This window comes from Novosphingobium silvae, assembly GCF_009856825.1.
GTDB classification, from domain to species: Bacteria; Pseudomonadota; Alphaproteobacteria; order Sphingomonadales; family Sphingomonadaceae; genus Novosphingobium; species Novosphingobium silvae.
In genome coordinates this window covers 145,059-163,315 of record NZ_WVTD01000002.1, presented here as the reverse complement: position 1 = coordinate 163,315, position 18,257 = coordinate 145,059, and the positions used below count along the sequence as shown (strand labels likewise).

Below are 18,257 nucleotides of genomic sequence, written 5' to 3'. Positions count from 1 at the left end.
AGTGCTTGATTACGTTGCCGCGGGGCGAGGAACGAGAATCAATCGACGCCCCTCCACCCGCCAGCTTGATAGCTGCGAAAGCAGGTTCATGCCGATGACGTTGGTCTCGACGTCGCCATCCGGTCCGACCGCGATAGGCAGGGCATTGGCGGCGATCCCGCCGAATTCCAGCGAATCCGCCTCGGCCATCCTCGCGACGATGGTGCCGTTGGCAGTTTCCAGGATCACGCCGGCGTTGTCAGGGTCGAGCCGGAGACCGGCGCGCTCGGCCGTGCGGCGCGAGACGCCGGTGTAGGTCGCGCCCGTGTCTACGAGGAATTCCACCGGCCTACCGTTGAGCCGGGCCTCCACCCAGAAATGCCCGTCGGCACGCATGGAGACGACGGTTTCCTGTCCGACGATTTCGGCGGGCCGGGTGCGGTCCAGCAGAAGCGCCGCATCGGAGCGGCCGTTGCGCTCGGCGACCTGCGCGACCGTCAGCAGCAGGGCGGCGGCCAGCCCGAGGTAAGCGGCGTTGCGCATGGCATGGCCGAGCCGTGGCCGCGCGGGGGAGAGCATCCCCGCGCCTACCGCAAGGAGGATGGCGACGATGGTGAGGGCGAGCAGAGGCTGGTCAAACAGGAAGCTGCCCAGCTCCCCAAGGTTCATGCGCGCATCTCCGCGAGAGCTTTATCGAGCAGAGCTTCCACCCGGCCTGCATCCGGGAAACCTTCCGCCACCCACGCGTCTTCCACGTGCTTCATGATACGCGCCACTTCCGGTCCCGCGCCAACGCCGCGCGCGACAATCTGGCCGCCCTTGAGCGGGAATTGCGGGGTGCCCCAATCCGCCAGCGAGGAGACGTCTGCGCCCGCGATCAGCAGCCGATCGAGCGCGGCATCGCGGCCGATTCTGTACGCCAGGGTGCGGGGTTCTACAGGTGCGTCATTGCGGGCGGCAGCGAGCGCCAAACGCTTCTTCTGCGCAGCGGAGAGGCGAAAGCGGGAGGCGACATGTTCCGCAAGAGACACTTGCGCGGGCAGGAGTGCGGCAAGCCGGCGGACGGCGTCGGGTGCCTGGCTCTGTGCGGTCTCGGCGGCTACCAAAGCGGCAAGTCCTTCGGGATCAGCCTCGGGCAGGATCACGGGAAGAACGCCTAGTTCCCGCATCCGTCGCACCGTGGGTGCGGGATCGGGAAGACCGAGAAGGTTCATCATCTCCGCGCCGACGCGCTCACGCGAGAGACCCTTGAGCGTAGCCGCGAGTTCGGCACAAGCCGCCTCGGCTTCCGCATCTGCAGGCGTCGTGCCGAACCGCGCCTGAAAGCGGAAGTAGCGCAGGATCCGCAGGTGATCTTCGCGAATGCGCTGGCGAGCGTCGCCGATGAAGCGCACTCGGCGAAGTTCAAGATCGAGATTTCCGCCGAACCAGTCGAATATTTCACCCGTAAGCGGGTCCGCATAGAGAGCGTTCATGGTGAAGTCCCGCCGGGCCGCATCCTCTCGCCAGTCGTTGGCGAAGACGACCGTGGCGCGGCGGCCGTCGGTCGAGACGTCGTGGCGCAAGGTGGTGATCTCGACCGGACCACCCGGCAGGATCGCCGTGACGGTGCCATGCTCGATCCCTGTGGGAACGGAGCGGATGCCAGCATCCTGAAGGCGTTCAATGACGGCGGACGGCACCAGCACGCTTGCCATGTCAATGTCCTTCACCGGCAAGCCGAGCAGGCTGTCGCGCACGGCTCCGCCTACATATCGCGCATTGTCGTGCCCCAGGGCCGTAACGAGCCCGGCCAGATCCTCGCGGTGCAGCCAGGCCGCTTCCAGGCGCTTAGTCATGCCAGTTCAGCCTTCCGGCAAGGTTGTGGAGAATGGCGCCCGTGACGCCCCAGATCACATGATCCTGGCCCTCCGCGTTCCAGACGATTTCCACGAAGCTATGTGCGCGTCCTTCATATTGCACTGAGCGGGTGCGCTGATTGGCACGGTCGAGCACGAAACCGACGGGTGCCTCGAACCATTGAGCGACTTCTGCGGGGTTGGGCACGATCGTGATGTCTGGCGGGATCAAGCCGATCACCGGCGTGATCTCGTACCCGCTACCGGTGCGGTAGAGATCGCTGGTTCCGATGACGCGCACATCCTGTGGGCGGATTCCGAGTTCCTCATGCGCCTCCCGCAAGGCGGCTTCCACCGCAGTCTCGCCCGGGTCGATACGCCCACCTGGGAAGGCTATCTGCCCCGGATGAGCGCGCATCGTCGATGGCCGGTGCAACAGCAGCATCCCGGGGCGCTCGCGCTCCGTGATGGCGATGAGCACTGCTGCGGGCTTGAAGCTCTCGATTTCGTCCACCCGCGGATCGGTCCAGAGAGCGGGAGGAGCCGCTGCGTGGCCCACCTCGAAGCGGCGGGAAACAGCGGCGAAAAGAGCGCTCATGCCGGCCGCAACGAGAAGGTTGCGCCGCCGCTGGTGACGGCCGGATTGGCTTCATCGGCACGGGCGAGAGCGAACTCGACCAGCTGGGCGTAAGTGCTGCGGTTGAGGCGCGCGCGGGTGCCGTGCCGAACCTTTACGTAGATCGCCGGAGTATCGGGATCGCCCTCCGCCTCGATGGGGTGGTCCGGCCCCGCAATCACGAGGTCGTCGGTGTTGAGGCGGAACACCAGGGTATCGCTCTCCTGCTTCATGTCGACCGCGACGAAAGCCGCATCTTCGACCTCGACAGAAAGCTTCTGCGAGGGAGTGACCAGCCAGTGGGTTCCCCTCTCATCGCACATCAACAGCGAAGCGAAAGCCCGCACCATGGCCGGCCGCCGGATCTCGCCGCCCTGATGGAACCAGCGACCGTCGGAAGCGATCCGCATCTCGCTGTCTCCCGTGTGCACGGGCGACCATCGATCAAGCGGAGGCAGCTTGCGCTCGGCCACAAGTTTGGCCACTTCGGTCAACGAAAGACCGGCAAGTTCGGGAGGCGGTTCGTAAGGCATCGTCTCGCGATGCCAGATAGGGCGCCGCGCGCCAAGGTCCAGTATCCCGGCTCGCCCCGACGAAGGACGCTGCCGGTTCAGCGCAGCCAGGGTCCGAGGGTGCCAGTCTTCGGAAGGACCGCCGGATTGTCGCACCGCACCAGCAGGCGATGACGCTCGAACGCGCCGGGAAGGGACCATCCCGCGGTGTGCTCATTGGCAAAACCCCAGAACCGTCCGTAATATTCTGGATCGCCGATCATCACCTGGGGAAGCGGCGCTCGTTCATCGATGCCTGCCATGCTTGCCGACATCAGCGCCTGGCCATAACCCATGCCCTGGTGCTCTGGCAGAACCGCGACCGGTCCTACCATGATCATCGGATGCGCGCGTCCCGCCTCGTCGTTTAGCGCCACCGGCCAGCACTGGATGGAGCCGACCAGCATCTCTTCTGCGTCGAGCGCCGCGAAGCTGAGGCCGGGCAGCCAATCGGTGCCTTCACGCACTTTGTAAGCGGTGCGCTTGTGCCGACCCGGTTCGAACGCGGTATCGAGCAACGCTTCGACAAGTGCGGGGTCGACGTTGTCGAGGGGGATTATCGTGGCGGTCTGAGGTGCGGTCATGGCGGCCGCCCGATAGGGGGGAGCGGCGCCGATGTCGATTCAATTCGCGGGATCGTCAGCCTGCGGGAGCAGAAGGTGCCAACTTCAGCAGCCGACCGCTTCCCGGTACTTCTCCGTCCTCGATCAGCCAGATCATCCCGGCACCGTCCTGCACGATGTCGCGGATACGGTTCTCCATCGGATAACGCGCTTCTTCGACAGCCTTCTCGCCATCGATCCGCACGCGAACAAGGCCGGTGGCGACAAGACCGGTGATGAGCGCCTGTCCCTTCCACTGGGGAAACCGCTCTGCGGAGTAGAAGATGAAGTCTCCCGGAGCGATCACCGGGTTCCAGCTTATCGCGGGAGCGGCAAGATCGGGGCGCGTGGAATGGCGCGGGATCGGTTTTCCGTCGTAGTGGTCGCCGTCGGACACGAGCGGCCAACCATAATTCGCCCCCGGTTTCACAAGGTTCAACTCGTCGCCGCCGGCGGGCCCATGCTCAAGATCCCAGAGGCGACCGTTGGCATCGAAAGCAAGGCCCAGCACATTGCGGTGCCCGTAGGACCAGATCTGGTCGGTTGGCGAGCCCTTGCCGGCAAACGGGTTTCCGGGCGCGGGCGTGCCATCGGGCAGCAGGCGCACAATTTTGCCGAGATTGGCCTTCATGTCCTGTGCGGGCGTGAACTTCTGCCTGTCGCCTGAGGCCACGAACAGGTACTTGCCGTCCGGCGAGAAGGCTAGGCGGTGGGAGTAGTGGCCACGCCCGGTGACTTTCGGTGTCTGCCGCCAGATGACTTTGAGATTGTCGAGCCGGCACTTGAGCGGCTCGTCGCAGACGAGGTCTGCTCGTCCCACTGCTGCCCCTCGCGTATCGCCTTCGCCAGCTTCGGCCCAGCTGAGATACACTGTCCTGCGGTCAAGCTGCCTCCCAGTCTCTCCGGGCGCGAAGACGATATCGCCCAGTCCGCCCTGGCCGCCATAGTCGACCTTGGGCACCCCGCTGACCGTTCCGATCCGGCGGTCGGCCAACATGAAGCGGATCGTGCCCTTCCGCTCGGTGACGAAGAGGGTGCCGCTCCCGCGGTCGACCGCAATGGCCCAGGGCTCGTCGAACTGCGCCGCCACTTCGACGCGGAACGGCGTACCCGTCTCGGCCCGGGTGTCTTGCGATGGTGAACTCTTTTCCCCTGTCGCGGCGCTGCCGCAGCTTGCGAGCATCACGGCGAGAGGCGATAGGGCGGTGACTAGTCTAGCAGCGATCATGCCCAGCCCAATGCGTGCTTCCTTCACCGGTTCCTCCGACACAAAACGTTACGTCATAGGCGTAGATGAAGCCGGCCGCGGCCCCCTCGCCGGGCCTGTGGTGGCAGGTGCCGTCGTGCTGTGCAAGCCGCGCCCTTCCGGGCTCGACGATTCGAAGAAACTCTCCCGTACCCGGCGCGGCGAACTAGAGGCGACGATCAAGCGGCGTTGCCGATGGGCGGTCGGTGTCGTGGAAGTGGACGAGATCGACCGGCTCAACATCTTCGGCGCGACGATGCTGGCGATGACCCGCGCCGTACTGTCGCTATGTGACGCGATGGGAGAGGAGCCGGGCGAAGTCCTCGTCGATGGCAACCTGACGCCGCTCGGCCGGCGGGAGGAGTGGCGGTGGAATGCGCGCGCCATCGTGGGCGGCGACGCGATCGAACCGTGCATCTCGGCCGCGTCCATCATCGCCAAGGAGCACCGAGACCGGCTGATGCGCGATCTCGCTCTTTCGCATCCACACTATGGGTGGGAACGCAATGCGGGGTACGGCACCGCCGAGCACCTCGCCGCCTTGCGGGAACACGGGGCGACAGCGCACCACCGCCGTAGCTTTGCGCCTGTCTCGCAGCTGGAACTGCTTCTTCAGGCGCCCTAAGCGATTAGGCTGCTAGCGGCAGCGGCTTGGCTTCGGTTGCTGCCGGGGTGGCGGGAACGGGCGCGTCGACAGCTTCGGCGGGAGCGTCAACCAGGCCCGCGATATAGCGTTCAGCAACGACGACGTCGCGGCGAGACGCGAAATAGAGCGAAATCAGCGAAAACATAAAAAACCTCGATGTGGATTGCTGCGGTGCAGCATGCCCGTCGCATGTGGCGCTCCCGGCCAGTTGCGGCAAATGCAAGGTTGCGTATCGCAGTTGCATAAAGTGCCAAGGGCGGATCTTAGCGGCAGCCCGTCAACGAAAGTTATCCACGTCCAGGCGTCTCGGCGCAGCACCATATCTTGAGTCCGGGCGAGTCGATCTGGCTCGACATCTTGTGGCGGATTCCTTTTGTTCCGCTCTGCTGAACGGCTGAATCGCAAGGTTTTCTGGCGAGTCGCGGCTTGACGTGGAGTTTCGGATGACTCACCCTAAAGGCATATCCACAGAAATTCGGAGCAGTCATGGGGCAGATATTGGTCAAGGAACGCATTCGGGCGAGGGCGCCGGCGCCTACCCCGAAGGAGCTGCTTCCGCTCGGCCGCATCATCCCAGGCGACTGCATTGAGGCGATGCGAACCATTCCAGATGGCAGCGTGGACATGGTGTTCGCCGATCCGCCCTACAATCTGCAACTGGGCGGCGATCTTGCCCGCCCGGATGGCAGCCATGTGGATGCAGTGACGAACGACTGGGACAAGTTCTCCAGCTTTGCCGCATATGACCAGTTCACGCGTGAGTGGCTGACCGAGGCGCGCCGCGTGCTGAAGCCGGAGGGGTCGCTCTGGGTGATCGGCTCCTACCACAACATCTTCCGGCTCGGTGCGATCATGCAGGACATGGGGTTCTGGATCCTGAACGATATCGTGTGGCGCAAGGCCAACCCGATGCCGAACTTCAAGGGGACCCGCTTCACCAATGCGCACGAGACGCTGATCTGGGCCAGTATGGGCGAGAAGTCGAAGTACACCTTCAATTATCGCGCGATGAAGACGCTGAACGACGAACTGCAGATGCGCTCGGACTGGGTCCTGCCGATCTGCAACGGCGCCGAGCGGCTCAAGAAGGGTGGTCGCAAGGTCCACCCGACGCAGAAGCCCGAGGCGCTTCTCTACCGGGTCATGCTGGCGACGACCAACAAGGGCGACGTTGTGCTCGATCCGTTCTTCGGAACCGGCACTACCGGTGCTGTCGCCAAGCGTCTTGGCCGCGAGTGGATCGGCTGCGAGCGGGAAGGCGATTACCGGGAGGCTGCGATGGAGCGTATCGAGATGGCGCTGCCGCTCGATGAAAGCGCGCTCAGGACCATGCAGTCCAAGCGCACCGCGCCCAAGGTGGCATTCGGCACGCTGGTAGAAACGGGCTGGATCGTTCCTGGAACCGAGCTGTTCGACAAGAAGCGCCGGCATGTTGCGACGGTACGGGCGGACGGGTCTCTGGAGGCGGGCACCGTAAGCGGCTCGATCCACGGCTTGGGGAAGGACCTCCAAGGCGCGCCGTCCTGCAATGGCTGGACGTTCTGGCATCTGGAGCACGAAGGCGAGGTCAAGCCGGTCGACGCCATCCGCCAGCTTTATCTGCTCGCCACCGAGCCTTGATCGCCGTCGAGCACGACGAAGGAGTGGCAACTTCGTGGCTCCGCGCCGGAGGATCTTGATCCTTTCAACGCGGAGCGCGACCTTTTGGCGGAAACAGGTTCTGCCTCCTCGTGCCTCACGCTAAAGCAGCATCATGACCCGCAAGCTCTACATCCGCCCGATCGCCTTCGCCGACAGCCCGCAGAGCGAGGAGGGTGATGCCGTCCGGCTTGGCGGCTCCATGGTCTGGGCAAGCCGCTTTGCCCTCATCGTGCGTGAAGGCTCGCGCGTCGTATCGCGAGAGCGGGTGGCCGCGTCCGAGATGACGGCGGCGTTGGCCGGGTTGCCGCCGGAGCTTGGCGAAGCGGGAGAGCGGCAATGGGCAAACCTGCGCAAGGTTCATGCACCCCTTGCGTGTGGCGAGCGAACGATCCGCCTTGACCAGCCACAGGTCATGGGCATCCTCAACGTGACGCCCGACAGCTTCTCGGACGGCGGGCTCTATTTGAATGATGAGGCGCGCGCTCTGGCCCATGCCTCGGCGATGCTCGAAGGCGGAGCGGCGATCATTGATGTTGGAGGCGAGTCCACCCGGCCCGGCGCAAGCGCCGTCTGGGAAGGTGACGAGATCGAGCGCGTCGTGCCGCTCGTGGGCAGGCTGGCGTCGATGGGAGCTGCGATCAGCCTCGACACCCGCCGCCCCGGCGTCATGGAAGCGGGACTTGCCGCAGGCGGGCACATCATCAACGACGTGTCGGCTCTCCGGTACGACCCGCGAAGCCTTGAGTTGGCAGCCTCCGGCAAGGGTCCGGTTGTGTTGATGCATGCGCCCGGGAGCGCGGACGACTTGCATCGCGGGGCCAACTACGAGGACGTTGCACTCGACGTTTTCGACTGGTTGGACGAGCGCCGCGACCTTGTGGTCGATGCCGGGATCAAGGCGGAGCGGATCATTCTCGATCCGGGCTTCGGCTTCGGGCTGACGCTGGCTGAAAATCTTGGCCTGTTCAATGCACTGCCTTTGTTTCATGCCCTTGGTCATCCCCTGCTGGTTGGGGTCAGTCGCAAACGCATGATCGGCGCGCTCTCGAACGAAGCGCCTGCCGAGCAGCGGCTTGGCGGTTCACTGGCACTTGCAGTTAAGGCATTGGATGCAGGCGCCCACATCCTGCGTGTCCATGACGTCCTGGAGACGGTGCAGGCGGTGCGGGTCTGGCGCGGGCTTCGCGACGCGGCGCTGACGGACTTCAGCCAGCTGCCTTCCTGATACAAATCTGCATGAAGGATGAACGCTCGCTAAATGCCAGATGAACAGCATTCCGGCATAAATGTGATCCAGTAGTCACAACACCGTCACGTCTTGGCTGACGGTCGGTTCGTCCCACCCGTGGGCGCCAAATGTACCTGGGTCGGTTTCCCTTTCAAACGCCGAGGCAATTCCGCCCGGCATGGAAAGCGAAAGGGGATTTTCCCATGAAGCAGACCAAGATCATCGGTGCCGCTGCACTGGCCATCGCCACTATTCCTGCCGCCGCCATGGCGGTCGTGCCCACTCTTTATGAAGAGCAGGCTGCACGAGCGGAGGAAGAACGCATCATCCAGACTCCTTTGGGAGGCATCGATGGCAAGCACTGGTACAACTACCGCGCGAATGTGAACGAGACCCAGAAAGAACTCGCTGGCGATTTGCGCGGAGCAAGCGACATCGAAGACCAGCGCGACGCCTGGGAGGAGTACGGCACCGAACTTCGTCACGAGCGCAGTACTTATGTGAAGGCGATGGTAAAGCGCGGCTACCGTGTGCCCACCGTGTATATTGAAGGCATCTAAACCTTCTTCTTCGAAACTCCGATCTTCAGAAAACCGGGTTGCGCAGGACGTGGCCCGGTTTTTTGCATGCAGTGAGGCATGGCAAAGCCAGAGTTCACTCCTTTCCGGCGCTTGGCGGGTTAGGCTGTGTTGTCGATGCCGAGTTCGCTGAGCTTGCGGTAAAGGGTAGAGCGGCCGATGCCGAGGCGCCGTGCCACCTCGGTCATGCGGCCGCGGTATAGGCCAATTGCAAGGCGGATGACGTCAGCCTCGATCTCCTGCAGCGGCCGAAGGTGCCCATCGGGCGTGTAAAGCATCACGCCCGAACTCTCCTGAATCGGGTTTCCGGCGACTGTGGAAGAGCTTGTGCCAAGAATGTTGAGAAGCTGTGGAAAGTCCTCAGAGGTCAGCGCATCGCTGTCGCAGAAGACAGCGGCACGGAAGAGGACGGCCTGCAACTGGCGAACGTTCCCGGGCCAATCGTAAGCAGCAAGCAGGGAGAGGGCGCCATCTGTCACGCCAAGTTCGCGCAAGCCCGGCTGTTCGCCGATCCGCGCGAGGAAGTAGCGGGTCAGTGCCGGAAGATCCCCGGCACGTTCGCGCAGCGCCGGTAGATGAACCTTGGTGGCGGACAGGGCCTCCAGCAGCTCCGGCATGAAAAGATCCTGGCTGACCATGTCCGCAAGGGGGAGGTTGCTTGCCGCGATGACACGAACGTCCACCCGGAACGAGTGACGTGCGCCTATCGGGCGGCAGTCGCCTTTACGGATGGCTTCGAGCAGTCGCTCCTGTACGGACAGGGGAAGGCTGTCGATCTCGTCCAGGGCGAGCGTGGCGCCGTCGCAATGCTGGAGCGCGCCGATCTGCCGGTCGAATGCGCCGGGGAACGCACCTTTCTCGTGTCCGAACAGGACAGACTCTATCGAGTTCGCAGGCATGCCACCCACGTTCACAATGCGGAGCGGCATTCGTGCTCGTGGAGATGCTGCATGCATGGCGCGGATGAGCATTTCCTTGCCCGATCCGCTCTCACCTTCGATCAGCACGGGCGAATGTCCCCGCGCCGCCTTCGCTGCCACGGCAAGGGCCTTGCGGAAGTTGGGAGAGGCTCCGATCATGGACTCGAAGTCGGGATTGGCCGCCATCTTCTCGGTGAGCGGTGCAAGCTCGTCACGCGGAGCTTCCTGCGTGGTTGCCGAGCGCAGCGCATGCATCAGGCGGTCGGGAGCCACCGGCTTGATCAGGTAATCGGTTGCACCGGCGCGCATCGCCTCTACCGCCAGGAGCGGCGAAGTGCTTGCCGTGAGCATCAGGATCGGCAGGGCAGGGCGGCGGGACTTGAGCTCTGCGATCAACACACAGGCGTCGTCGCCGGGAACCCACTGGTCGAGGATGATGGCCGACAACTGCATGCCCTGCCGGGTGCCGAGCGTGGCGATTGCGGTCTCGGCATCGCGCACGATAAGCGTACGCCATCCTTCCCGCGACGCCAGCGCCGAGATGAGACGGCTCTGTGCCGGCTCATCGTCGATGAGCATGAGGAGGCGTTGATCAAGGTCCGCCATTGTTCGCCGCTTTGCTTCGCCTCCATGGGGTGACAGGACTGTCATAGGGCTAACCGGTAAATGTGCGATTAAGCGTATGGTCGAAGCCCGCCAACATCGTCCTGCCGGGTCGTTTTGATGCCTTCCTGCTTGAGCCGGCACCCGGTGCTCGCTAGAGCAAGGGCAGAACCGGAACAAGGACAGGGGATACCACCATGGCTGGCAACGATATCAAGGCCGCGACCGAGACCTACAACGGCTTCGTCAAGGCTGCGACATGGGGCACGGTATTCTGCGTGGTCGTGGCAGCGATCGTCGTTGGCCTGATCGCCTCCTGAAGGCGAATCCCGGCCGAGCAGGCTTGCCGGCCCGCCTTCTGCAGTGAGTGCAAGCACTTGCGCGGACTTGTGCAGGAACCGCCCGAACGGCTAGGGCGGGACCTTCCCTGTCGCACAAGCGGAGACTGCGCGCTTGACCCTAGCTCCCTATGCCTCTGATCCTGCCCGCTCGCGTGGAAGGGAGTTCCCGACGGGTGACGGCCTGGCACGCGGACCGCGCAGCCCGTACCAGCGAGACCGCGACCGGATTATCCATTCCATTGCTTTCCGACGCTTGCGGTACAAGACGCAGGTCTTCATCGCGCCGGACGGGGATCACTACCGCGTCCGCCTCACCCACAGCCTGGAGGTAGCGCAGATCGCGCGCGTGATTGCGCGGATCCTGGGTCTGGACGAGGATCTCACCGAGGCGCTCGCGCTCGCTCACGACATCGGCCATCCGCCATTCGGCCATGCGGGCGAGGAAGCCCTCGATGCCGCACTCCACAAGGCGGGCGGTTTCGACCACAACGCCCATACCTTGCGCACGCTCATGCGGGTGGACAGCCCGTATTGCGAGCATGACGGCCTGAACCTCACCTGGGAAACGCTCGAAGGCCTTGCAAAGCACAACGGCCCGGTGAGCAATCCGGGATGGGCGCTTACCGCCTTGAATGAAGCCTATCCACTTGACCTGCACACGCATGCCTCGCTCGAGGCACAGGTCGCGGCGCTCTCTGACGATATCGCCTACGACAACCACGACATCGACGATGGTCTGCGCGCCGGCTTTCTCGACCTCGACGAACTGCTCGCGCAGCCATTCGTCGCCGATCAATGGGCTGAGGTCGAGCGCCGCTATCCGGGCTCGCCGATAGATCGCCAGCTGGCCGAGCTCATCCGCAGCCAGATCGGCGTCATGGTGAACGACCTGGTAGGCCAGACCCGCGCGAACCTTGTCGGCGTATCGAGCGTGGACGAGGTGCGCGCCGCGGGGCGTCCCTTGGCGTCCTTTTCGCCCGCGATGGCCGAGGCGGAACGCACCTTCAAGCGCTTCATGTACGAGAAGCTTTACTACCATCCAGAGCAACTGGAGACCGCCCGCCGTGCGCGCGCCGTTTTGGCGGAGCTTTATGCTGCCTACTCGCAGGAGCCGGTGCTGATGGAAGAAAGCTGGATCGACACCATGCCTCGCTTCGAGCCGGATCGCAGCCGCCACATTGCAGACTACATCGCCGGCATGACCGACCGCTTTGCCATCGCCCGCCACGCCGATATCTACGGGCGGACTCCCGAGGGCCTGAGCAATGTCTAGGCCGGGCTGATGACGCAGCAGGGGGCTTTGCGCATTTGCCTGGTCGGAGCGACGGGGCTCGTCGGTTCGGCCATAATCTCGGAGGCGGTGGGGCGGACTGACGTACGTATCATCGGCGTAGGCCGCCGCGAGGCTGACCTTCCTCCAGGCGCGCGCATGGAGATGCTGGTCGGCGAGCCGATCGACTGGCCCGCGCTCATACGCGCCGCACGGGCGGATGTTTTTGTCTGTGCACTGGGCACGACGATGAAGGCGGCAGGTAGCCGCGAGCAGTTCCGTGCCATCGATCATGAACTCGTGCGCTTTGCTGCGGAAGGCGCGCGGGAAGCGGGGATCGAGCGGATGGTCCTTGTTTCTTCGATCGGCGCGGATCGGGATGCTGCGAACTTCTATCTTCGGGTGAAAGGCGAGACGGAGGACGCGCTGGCGCGGCTCGGCTTCTCCCGACTGGACATCTTGCGTCCGGCACTGCTGCGTGGAACGCGGAAAGATCGTCGACCGCTGGAACGCGCAGCGCAGTGGCTCGCGCCTCTCGCGGATCTGCTGGTGCTTCACGGTCCTTGGCGACGCTTCCGCACCATACGCGCGCGGGACCTGGCCCGCGCGGCCATTTCGCTCGCGAGCGAGACGAGAGAGGGCAGGTTCGTGCATGAGCATGATGCCCTGCGCGAGCTGGCCCAAGGGCGCGGTGTTTCCCCACATTCCCTAGGAGGTTGCCGTGATGCCCCCGTTGACTCGTCCCCGGTGCTGAACCAAGGCTACGGCACTCGCTGACACGCGCGGGAGAGACTTGTCCGATTCGCCGACCAGGCGTTCGGCAGGCGCCGAAGGAGCAACCGCCCCGGAATCTCTCAGGCAAAAGGACCGCGCGGCGTCTACAGCGATACTCTGGAAAGTGCCGCATGCCGCAAGGCTGCGGCCGCCGACGGTGTAACCCGGTTCGTCCCATCGAGGATGACCCGGGGAAGCTCTCAGGCTTCCGTGACAGAGGGGGCACCGAAATGGTGTGCCATACTTGTTGCGGAGTCGTGTCTTGAGCGAATACCCTGTTTCCGAGGACGATGTCGTCGACGAGATCGCGATCCTCCATCTTCCTCTCGATGCCTGGCATAGGGAGACAGGCGGCCGAATGGTGGAGTTCGCCGGCTATCATATGCCTGTCCAGTACGAAGGCATCATGGCCGAGCATCTCTGGACACGGGAAAGTGCCGGGCTCTTTGATGTGAGCCACATGGGACAGGTGTTCATCTCCAGCGAAGAGGGCGTTACGCCTGCGCTCGAGGCCGCGATCGAGGCGGCACTACCGGTTGACCTTTCCACGCTGAAGGTCGGCGCTCCGCGCTATTCGCTGCTGCTCGACGAGAACGGCGGAGTTCTCGACGATCTCATGATCACGCGCTGGGCATCCGGGTTCTATCTTGTGGTGAATGGCGCCACGAAGTGGGATGACATCGGCACCCTGCGAGAGCTGCTTCCCGACGAAGTCACTCTCAATCACCTCGACGAGAGCGCGCTGCTGGCGCTTCAGGGGCCGAAGGCCTTTGCCGCCCTGGAGCGGCATGTAGAGGGCGACACTCCTCTCGAGTCCCTCACTTTCATGAAGGGGGCCGCGTTCAAGCTCGGCGGTGTCGACGCCTGGATCAGCCGTTCCGGCTACACCGGCGAGGACGGCTTCGAGATTGCGATCCCGGCCGAGTCGGCGGAGCATGTGGCCGACCTCCTTTGCGGCGAACCGGAAGTGAAGCCGATCGGCCTCGGCGCGCGGGACAGTCTGCGCCTCGAGGCAGGTCTGCCGCTTTACGGGCATGATCTCTCTCCCGAGACCAGCGCCGTGGACGCCGACCTTAAGTTTGCCATTAACAAGCGCCGCCGGGAGCAAGGGGGCTTCCCCGGCTCCGACCGCGTCCTGCGTGACTTTGCGCAGGGAACGCCCCGGCGCCGCGTGGGCCTTGTCCTTGAGGGACGCATGGCAGCACGCGAAGGCGCAAGGGTTTTGCTGAATGATCAGGAAGTTGGGCTTGTCACCTCAGGTGGCTTCTCGCCATCTCTCCAGCAGCCTATCGCCATGGCCTACGTCGATACGGCCCTCTCTGCCGAGGGTTCTGAACTTACCATCGAAATGCGGGGCAAGAAACTCGACGCCAAGGTCGTGACGATGCCCTTCGTCCCCCATCGCTATCACCGCTGAGGAGCTTTCCATGACTCGCTATTTTTCCGAAGACCATGAGTGGATCGAAGTCGAAGGGAACCTCGGCACTGTCGGTATCACCGACTACGCCCAAGGTCAGCTTGGTGACATCACCTTCGTCGACCTCCCTGCTGAGGGTGCGACCGTGGGCAAGGGCGACTCGGTCTCCGTCGTGGATTCCGTCAAGGCCGCATCCGACGTCTACACGCCCGTGTCCGGCACTGTCGCAGCCGTAAACGAAGCGCTGGCGGACCAGCCGGAGCTTGTGAACACGGAAGCCGAAACCGGCGGCTGGCTGTTTCGCGTGACTCTGTCCGACGCCGCCGAACTGGGCTCCCTCATGGATGAGGCCGCCTACAAGAGCTACGTCGACAGCCTCTGATTTTGCCTGCGGCGCTGCGCCGGCTCACCCTCATCCGCCCTGGCGGTCGAGGGCCAGGCGCAGCAACTCGGCCGGATGATCCGGCACTCGATTGAGAGATCGCTTTCCAATGCGCTACCTGCCCCTTACCCCGGCCGATCGAGCCTCCATGCTGGAGACCATCGGCGTTGGCGGCATCGACGACCTTTTCGTCGACGTGCCCGCCCAGGCCCGCCTCGCCGGACCGATCGATGGACTCCCGGCCCACGCCAGCGAAATGGCGGTCGAGCGCCACATGACCAGCCTCGCTGCCAAGAACCTCAGTGCGGGCTCGGTTCCGTTCTTCCTCGGCGCCGGGGCCTATCGCCATCATGTGCCGGCCTCCGTCGATCACCTGATCCAGCGCGGGGAGTTCCTCACCGCCTACACGCCTTATCAGCCTGAGATCGCGCAGGGCACACTGCAGGTGCTGTTCGAGTTTCAGACCCAGGTTGCACGCCTGTTCGGAACCGACATCGCCAATGCCTCGATGTACGATGGCTCGACAGCCTGCTGGGAAGCGATCCTGATGGCCGCGCGCGTGACTCGAAAGGGACGCGCGGTACTGTCCGGCGGACTGCACCCCCATTACGGCGAAGTCGTGCGAACGATGGCCAAGTTCACGAAGGATGACATTGTCAGCCTTGCGCCGGAACTTGCCGCCGATCCCGACGACAACGCCGTTATCGCCAGTATCGACGATGCCACCTCGTGCGTCGTCGTGCAGTATCCGGATGTTCTTGGCCGCATCCCCGATCTTGCAGCGATCGCCGACGCGGCGCATGCCAAAGGGGCGCTGCTGGTCGCCGTGGTTACGGAACCTGTGGCCCTTGGCTTGATCGAGGCGCCCGGCGTGCTCGGAGCTGATATCGTGGTGGGCGAAGGGCAATCGCTTGGCGTAGGATTGCAGTTCGGAGGGCCGTACCTCGGCCTGTTCGGCTGCCGTGAAAAGTTCGTGCGCCAGATGCCCGGCCGGCTTTGTGGCCAGACCGTTGACGCGGAAGGCAGGCGCGGCTTCGTGTTGACCCTCTCTACCCGCGAGCAGCACATCCGGCGGGAGAAGGCGACCAGCAATATCTGCACGAATTCAGGTCTTTGTGCGCTGGCCTTCAGTATCCATCTGACATTGCTTGGCGGGGAAGGGCTTGCGCGTCTCGCGGCCGTAAACCACGCGCGGGCACAGGCGACATTCGAGCGGCTCGCCAGAATACCGGGCGTAACTTTGCTCAATGCTGCCTACTTCAACGAGGCCACCGTGATCCTGCCGCGCGATGCCCGCGAGGTCGTGAGAGACCTGGCCGACCGGCAGGTGCTCGGCGGCGTTTCGCTCGGCCGGCTCTTCCCTGTCGCCGATGGCCTGCACAACGCACTGCTCGTCGCAGCAACCGAGACCACCACGGACGACGACATTGAAGCCTTCGCGACCGCCCTTGAAACAGTCCTAGTGGGAGTACCCGGATGAACGCCCCCAATGCCGCAGGCTGGCGCCCCGCGATGGGTGTTGCCGGTGAGACCAGATCCGCAACGTCCAGCGGTGACTACGGGCTGATGCTAGAAGAAGCTCTCAGCTTCGAACTTGGTTCTGCCGACAAATGCGGCGTCGATCTGGAGAAGACACGGCGCGAGCCTGCCAGCGGACTGACTCGCTTCCTGCGCAAGGCTGCGCCCGCGCTTCCCGGGCTGACGGAGCCCGAGACGGTGCGGCATTATACGCGCCTGTCACGCCAGAACTACGCCATCGATCTTGGACCGTTCCCGCTTGGATCGTGCACGATGAAGCACAATCCCCGCCTGAACGAGAAAATGGCTCGCCTGCCCGGCTTTGCCGACGTGCATCCCCTGCAGCCGCAGAAGACCGTCGAAGGTGCTCTCGAGGTCATCGAGCAACTCGCAGACTGGCTCATCACCCTGACCGGCATGGCCTCGGTGGCGATGAGTCCCAAGGCGGGAGCGCATGGCGAACTGTGCGGGCTCCTGTGCATACGTGCTGCCCTTGATGCCCGAGGAGAGACCCGGGACATCGTTCTCGTGCCCGAAAGCGCTCACGGCACCAACCCGGCTACGGCCGCATTCGCGGGCTTCAAGGTCGAATCGATTCCGGCTACACCTGCGGGCCGAGTGGACGTAGAGGCCCTCAAGGCAAAACTCGGGCCTAATGTCGCTGGTGTGATGATCACCAATCCGAATACCTGCGGCCTTTTCGAACCGGACATGCACGAGATCGCCGATGCGGTGCACGCCGCGGGCGGTTACGTTTATTGTGATGGGGCCAACTTCAACGCCATTGTCGGCAAGGTTCGTCCCGGTGATCTTGGCGTCGATGCCATGCACATCAACCTGCACAAGACCTTCTCCACGCCTCATGGCGGTGGCGGACCTGGGGCAGGGCCCGTGGTGCTCTCGGAAGCGTTGGCGCCGTTCGCGCCGCTTCCTTTCGTGACACGCGGTGCCGATGGCTGCATCCACCTTGTCGAGGAAGAGAACAGGGGCGAAGGGCATGATCAGGCCTTCGGCCGCATGGTTGCGTTCCATGGGCAGATGGGCATGTTCACGCGTGCTCTGACCTATATTCTCAGCCATGGCGCGGATGGATTGCGGCAGGTTGCAGAAGACGCGGTGCTCAACGCGAATTATGTGCTTCGCTCGTGCGAGGACCTTTTGCCCGCGCCATTTGCGGATAGTGGACCGTGCATGCATGAGGCATTGTTCAGCGATGCCGGGCTTGCAGAGGGCTTTTCCACGCTCGACATCGCCAAGGGCCTGATCGACGAAGGATTCCACCCGATGACGGTCTACTTCCCGCTTGTGGTGAAAGGCGCCATGCTTGTCGAACCGACCGAGACGGAGAGCAAGGCCGGGCTCGACCGCTTCATCGCTTCACTGCGAAGCTTGGCAGAGCGGGCGAAGGGAGGCGACGAAAGCCTGCATTCGGCGCCGTATTACGCGCCCCGGCGCCGGCTCGATGAGACACTCGCCGCACGCAAGCCCATTCTGGTCTGGCAGGGCAATCCGACGGAATCTGGCACGCCATCGCTGAGCGAAATCGGCGGGAGTTGAGCGGAAGATTGTGGGCATGGCCTGGGTCGCGGATGAACCTGTGACCTGGGCTACCTTCCTGTTTCGCTTTGGAAGCGGTGCGGCACCTGGAAAGCCGTCAGTGAATAGCGTCCGATCCGGCCTGACCGACCGACTGGATATCACGTCCGACACCCTTGACGGTGTTACACCCGGACGCAGTAAGCGCGATTGCCCCGCTTATCAGAAGGAGAAGAAGTCTCTGGATCATCTCGTACATACTTGATGTAGGGGGGTGGCGCGGGAGTTTTGTGCTCGTACAGCATCCGGAGGGCAGCGGACCGACTTCCGTCGGTGGCAGTACGCCGGCCCGCTACGACCCGGCTTAGTTGATGGCCTCTTCACCGGCCTGGCCAACGGACTGGACGTCGCGACCGGCTCCCTTGACGGTGTTGCAGGCCGAAGCCGAGAGAACGATGCCGCCGGCGACGAGGGCGAGGACGAGCTTCTTGACCATGATCTTGTTCCTTTTTGCGGAGCGACCCGGTTTCCCCCGGTTTGTCGCTTCCGGTCAGAACACGTCCATGACCGT

General features: G+C 63.8%; 21 protein-coding genes and 2 riboswitches. Of the genes, 11 read left to right on the top strand and 10 right to left on the bottom strand.

What is annotated here, in order from left to right:
- Positions 1–9: 9 nt before the first annotated feature.
- The 6 genes from GR702_RS03730 to GR702_RS03705 all read right to left on the bottom strand — a co-directional run bounded on the left by GR702_RS03730 (position 10) and on the right by GR702_RS03705 (position 4,814).
- Complete coding sequence (locus tag GR702_RS03730) at positions 10–648, bottom strand: retropepsin-like aspartic protease family protein (protein WP_160984629.1); 639 nt, start codon at positions 646–648, stop codon at positions 10–12.
- Entirely contained in the window at positions 645–1,817 is a 1,173-nt protein-coding gene (locus GR702_RS03725; RefSeq protein WP_160984628.1) for a CCA tRNA nucleotidyltransferase, read from the bottom strand. Before GR702_RS03725 ends, GR702_RS03730 begins: the two co-directional genes overlap by 4 nt.
- The gene (locus GR702_RS03720) at positions 1,810–2,415 is read right to left on the bottom strand and encodes a CoA pyrophosphatase (RefSeq protein ID WP_160984627.1); all 606 of its coding nucleotides are present in this window, start codon (positions 2,413–2,415) and stop codon (positions 1,810–1,812) included. The genes GR702_RS03725 and GR702_RS03720 overlap by 8 nt, the downstream gene beginning before the upstream one ends.
- Positions 2,412–2,966, bottom strand: coding sequence for a DUF1285 domain-containing protein (locus GR702_RS03715; protein ID WP_160984626.1), 555 nt, complete (start codon positions 2,964–2,966; stop codon positions 2,412–2,414). Before GR702_RS03715 ends, GR702_RS03720 begins: the two co-directional genes overlap by 4 nt.
- 77 nt (positions 2,967–3,043) lie before the next feature.
- Entirely contained in the window at positions 3,044–3,568 is a 525-nt protein-coding gene (locus tag GR702_RS03710; protein ID WP_160984625.1) for a GNAT family N-acetyltransferase, read from the bottom strand.
- A gap of 55 nt (positions 3,569–3,623) precedes the next feature.
- Positions 3,624–4,814: a PQQ-dependent sugar dehydrogenase gene (locus tag GR702_RS03705; RefSeq protein ID WP_160984864.1), complete on the bottom strand. Its 1,191-nt coding sequence runs from the start codon at positions 4,812–4,814 to the stop codon at positions 3,624–3,626.
- Positions 4,815–4,824: 10 nt separating this feature from the next.
- On the opposite strand from GR702_RS03705, the gene GR702_RS03700 reads away from it, so the two are divergent.
- Positions 4,825–5,457 (top strand): ribonuclease HII, encoded by a 633-nt coding sequence (locus GR702_RS03700; protein ID WP_160984624.1) that lies wholly within the window; start codon positions 4,825–4,827, stop codon positions 5,455–5,457.
- Positions 5,458–5,461: 4 nt separating this feature from the next.
- Here the strand turns inward: GR702_RS03700 and GR702_RS22020 are convergent, their stop codons facing one another.
- Positions 5,462–5,623, bottom strand: coding sequence for a hypothetical protein (locus GR702_RS22020; protein WP_202408036.1), 162 nt, complete (start codon positions 5,621–5,623; stop codon positions 5,462–5,464).
- Between the two features lie 341 nt (positions 5,624–5,964).
- Between GR702_RS22020 and GR702_RS03695 the strand changes: the two genes are divergently transcribed.
- From GR702_RS03695 to GR702_RS03685, 3 genes are all read left to right on the top strand, one after another.
- The gene (locus GR702_RS03695; protein WP_160984623.1) at positions 5,965–7,098 is read left to right on the top strand and encodes a site-specific DNA-methyltransferase; all 1,134 of its coding nucleotides are present in this window, start codon (positions 5,965–5,967) and stop codon (positions 7,096–7,098) included.
- 133 nt (positions 7,099–7,231) lie between these two features.
- Positions 7,232–8,344: a dihydropteroate synthase gene (gene folP / locus GR702_RS03690; RefSeq protein ID WP_160984622.1), complete on the top strand. Its 1,113-nt coding sequence runs from the start codon at positions 7,232–7,234 to the stop codon at positions 8,342–8,344.
- A gap of 206 nt (positions 8,345–8,550) precedes the next feature.
- Positions 8,551–8,907 carry a hypothetical protein gene (locus GR702_RS03685; protein ID WP_160984621.1) on the top strand — a complete coding sequence of 119 codons (357 nt, stop codon included), beginning with the start codon at positions 8,551–8,553 and terminating at the stop codon, positions 8,905–8,907.
- Positions 8,908–9,026: 119 nt separating this feature from the next.
- On the opposite strand, the gene GR702_RS03680 is transcribed toward GR702_RS03685, so the two are convergent.
- Positions 9,027–10,451 carry a sigma-54-dependent transcriptional regulator gene (locus GR702_RS03680; protein WP_160984620.1) on the bottom strand — a complete coding sequence of 475 codons (1,425 nt, stop codon included), beginning with the start codon at positions 10,449–10,451 and terminating at the stop codon, positions 9,027–9,029.
- 194 nt (positions 10,452–10,645) lie between these two features.
- On the opposite strand from GR702_RS03680, the gene GR702_RS03675 reads away from it, so the two are divergent.
- The 7 genes from GR702_RS03675 (at position 10,646) to gcvPB (ending at position 17,707) form a co-directional block, all read left to right on the top strand.
- A complete protein-coding gene (locus GR702_RS03675; RefSeq protein WP_160984619.1) occupies positions 10,646–10,768 on the top strand; it encodes an aa3-type cytochrome c oxidase subunit IV in 123 nt (40 codons plus the stop codon).
- 133 nt (positions 10,769–10,901) lie between these two features.
- Entirely contained in the window at positions 10,902–12,062 is a 1,161-nt protein-coding gene (locus GR702_RS03670; protein WP_160984618.1) for a deoxyguanosinetriphosphate triphosphohydrolase, read from the top strand.
- Between the two features lie 9 nt (positions 12,063–12,071).
- A complete protein-coding gene (locus GR702_RS03665) occupies positions 12,072–12,836 on the top strand; it encodes an NAD(P)H-binding protein (RefSeq protein WP_160984617.1) in 765 nt (254 codons plus the stop codon).
- A riboswitch (glycine riboswitch) is annotated at positions 12,833–12,939 on the top strand. (Overlaps the previous gene by 4 nt.)
- A gap of 1 nt (position 12,940) precedes the next feature.
- Positions 12,941–13,060, top strand: a riboswitch (glycine riboswitch).
- Between the two features lie 35 nt (positions 13,061–13,095).
- Positions 13,096–14,250 carry a glycine cleavage system aminomethyltransferase GcvT gene (gcvT, locus tag GR702_RS03660; RefSeq protein WP_160984616.1) on the top strand — a complete coding sequence of 385 codons (1,155 nt, stop codon included), beginning with the start codon at positions 13,096–13,098 and terminating at the stop codon, positions 14,248–14,250.
- A gap of 10 nt (positions 14,251–14,260) precedes the next feature.
- Positions 14,261–14,632, top strand: coding sequence for a glycine cleavage system protein GcvH (gene gcvH, locus GR702_RS03655; RefSeq protein ID WP_160984615.1), 372 nt, complete (start codon positions 14,261–14,263; stop codon positions 14,630–14,632).
- Positions 14,633–14,741: 109 nt separating this feature from the next.
- Positions 14,742–16,112, top strand: coding sequence for an aminomethyl-transferring glycine dehydrogenase subunit GcvPA (gene gcvPA, locus GR702_RS03650; RefSeq protein WP_160984614.1), 1,371 nt, complete (start codon positions 14,742–14,744; stop codon positions 16,110–16,112).
- Positions 16,109–17,707 carry an aminomethyl-transferring glycine dehydrogenase subunit GcvPB gene (gene gcvPB, locus GR702_RS03645; protein ID WP_160984613.1) on the top strand — a complete coding sequence of 533 codons (1,599 nt, stop codon included), beginning with the start codon at positions 16,109–16,111 and terminating at the stop codon, positions 17,705–17,707. Before gcvPA ends, gcvPB begins: the two co-directional genes overlap by 4 nt.
- A gap of 97 nt (positions 17,708–17,804) precedes the next feature.
- Here gcvPB and GR702_RS03640 read toward each other — a convergent pair whose 3' ends face one another.
- Together GR702_RS03640 and GR702_RS03635 are read right to left on the bottom strand one after the other, a co-directional pair.
- The gene (locus GR702_RS03640; protein WP_160984612.1) at positions 17,805–17,936 is read right to left on the bottom strand and encodes an entericidin A/B family lipoprotein; all 132 of its coding nucleotides are present in this window, start codon (positions 17,934–17,936) and stop codon (positions 17,805–17,807) included.
- 114 nt (positions 17,937–18,050) lie between these two features.
- A complete protein-coding gene (locus GR702_RS03635; RefSeq protein ID WP_160984611.1) occupies positions 18,051–18,182 on the bottom strand; it encodes an entericidin A/B family lipoprotein in 132 nt (43 codons plus the stop codon).
- Positions 18,183–18,257 lie beyond the last annotated feature (75 nt).

What these genes read in the sequence shown, in the direction of transcription:
- GR702_RS03730 (WP_160984629.1), bottom strand. Translation starts at nt 648, where the DNA reads ATGAACCTTGGGGAGCTGGGCAGCTTCCTGTTTGACCAGCCTCTGCTC.
- GR702_RS03725 (WP_160984628.1), bottom strand. Translation starts at nt 1,817, where the DNA reads ATGACTAAGCGCCTGGAAGCGGCCTGGCTGCACCGCGAGGATCTGGCC.
- GR702_RS03720 (WP_160984627.1), bottom strand. Translation starts at nt 2,415, where the DNA reads ATGAGCGCTCTTTTCGCCGCTGTTTCCCGCCGCTTCGAGGTGGGCCAC.
- GR702_RS03715 (WP_160984626.1), bottom strand. Translation starts at nt 2,966, where the DNA reads ATGCCTTACGAACCGCCTCCCGAACTTGCCGGTCTTTCGTTGACCGAA.
- GR702_RS03710 (WP_160984625.1), bottom strand. Translation starts at nt 3,568, where the DNA reads ATGACCGCACCTCAGACCGCCACGATAATCCCCCTCGACAACGTCGAC.
- GR702_RS03705 (WP_160984864.1), bottom strand. Translation starts at nt 4,814, where the DNA reads ATGATCGCTGCTAGACTAGTCACCGCCCTATCGCCTCTCGCCGTGATG.
- GR702_RS03700 (WP_160984624.1), top strand. Translation starts at nt 4,825, where the DNA reads ATGCGTGCTTCCTTCACCGGTTCCTCCGACACAAAACGTTACGTCATA.
- GR702_RS22020 (WP_202408036.1), bottom strand. Translation starts at nt 5,623, where the DNA reads ATGTTTTCGCTGATTTCGCTCTATTTCGCGTCTCGCCGCGACGTCGTC.
- GR702_RS03695 (WP_160984623.1), top strand. Translation starts at nt 5,965, where the DNA reads ATGGGGCAGATATTGGTCAAGGAACGCATTCGGGCGAGGGCGCCGGCG.
- folP (WP_160984622.1), top strand. Translation starts at nt 7,232, where the DNA reads ATGACCCGCAAGCTCTACATCCGCCCGATCGCCTTCGCCGACAGCCCG.
- GR702_RS03685 (WP_160984621.1), top strand. Translation starts at nt 8,551, where the DNA reads ATGAAGCAGACCAAGATCATCGGTGCCGCTGCACTGGCCATCGCCACT.
- GR702_RS03680 (WP_160984620.1), bottom strand. Translation starts at nt 10,451, where the DNA reads ATGGCGGACCTTGATCAACGCCTCCTCATGCTCATCGACGATGAGCCG.
- GR702_RS03675 (WP_160984619.1), top strand. Translation starts at nt 10,646, where the DNA reads ATGGCTGGCAACGATATCAAGGCCGCGACCGAGACCTACAACGGCTTC.
- GR702_RS03665 (WP_160984617.1), top strand. Translation starts at nt 12,072, where the DNA reads ATGACGCAGCAGGGGGCTTTGCGCATTTGCCTGGTCGGAGCGACGGGG.
- gcvH (WP_160984615.1), top strand. Translation starts at nt 14,261, where the DNA reads ATGACTCGCTATTTTTCCGAAGACCATGAGTGGATCGAAGTCGAAGGG.
- gcvPA (WP_160984614.1), top strand. Translation starts at nt 14,742, where the DNA reads ATGCGCTACCTGCCCCTTACCCCGGCCGATCGAGCCTCCATGCTGGAG.
- gcvPB (WP_160984613.1), top strand. Translation starts at nt 16,109, where the DNA reads ATGAACGCCCCCAATGCCGCAGGCTGGCGCCCCGCGATGGGTGTTGCC.
- GR702_RS03640 (WP_160984612.1), bottom strand. Translation starts at nt 17,936, where the DNA reads ATGATCCAGAGACTTCTTCTCCTTCTGATAAGCGGGGCAATCGCGCTT.
- GR702_RS03635 (WP_160984611.1), bottom strand. Translation starts at nt 18,182, where the DNA reads ATGGTCAAGAAGCTCGTCCTCGCCCTCGTCGCCGGCGGCATCGTTCTC.